The organism is Muriicola sp. Z0-33, assembly GCF_026126425.1.
Taxonomy (GTDB): Bacteria; Bacteroidota; Bacteroidia; order Flavobacteriales; family Flavobacteriaceae; genus JAFMPW01.
Genome location: NZ_JAFMPW010000037.1, coordinates 1 through 839, shown reverse-complemented (window position 1 = coordinate 839; position 839 = coordinate 1). Strand labels below are relative to the sequence as shown.

1 protein-coding gene is annotated in these 839 nt (G+C 36.9%); it reads left to right on the top strand.

What is annotated here, in order from left to right; all coding sequences use genetic code 11:
* On the top strand, window positions 1-785 hold a 785-nt coding region (locus tag J1G40_RS18255; protein WP_265244101.1), incomplete at its 5' end, for a DDE-type integrase/transposase/recombinase.
* Between the last annotated feature and the right edge of the window lie 54 nt (window positions 786-839).

Genomic DNA, 839 nt, shown 5'->3' with positions numbered 1-839 from the left:
TCAATGAAGCTGACAGGGATAAAGTGGTTGAAATAGCCTTGGAAAAGCCTGAGCTATCATCCAGAGAACTTGCATGGCACATTACAGATACTTACAGTTACTATGTTAGTGAATCAAGTGTTTATCGCATTTTAAAAGACAATGGGCTCATTACAACTCCTTCGTTTAGAGTGATGAGCGCATCTGAGAGTTTTTATGATAAAACAACCTATGTCAATCAGATGTGGCAAACGGATTTTACCTATTTCAAAATTTATGGATGGGGATGGTATTATCTGTCAACCATATTGGACGATTACAGTCGGTTCATTGTGAGTTGGGAATTATGTTCGTCCATGAAAGCAATGGATGTGAAAAACACCATGGACAAGGCTTTATATACGGTGAATCTTCCTGAAAATAGACCACCAAAGTTACTGTCGGACAACGGTTCTTGTTACATCTCAAATGAACTTGCAGAATATTTGCAAGAAAGAGATATCCATCATGTAAGGGGAAGACCTTTACATCCACAAACCCAGGGAAAGATCGAAAGATACCATCGTTCCATGAAAAATGTAGTTAAGCTGGATAATTACTTTAGCCCAGCTCAACTTGAAGTGAAAATGGAAGGGTTCGTAAAGTATTACAACTATCAGAGATACCACGAATCGTTAGATAATCTTACTCCAGCTGATGTATATTTTGGAACAGGGCAAAAGAAGTTAAAGCAAAGAAAAATGACAAAAAACAGAACACTTGAAGCTAGAAAAAAACAGTCCAGGGAAAATCATTTAACTTCGTGAAAGCACTCTCTTAAATTTTAACCCAAAAAGTTCAGATTTATTTGACGACATACA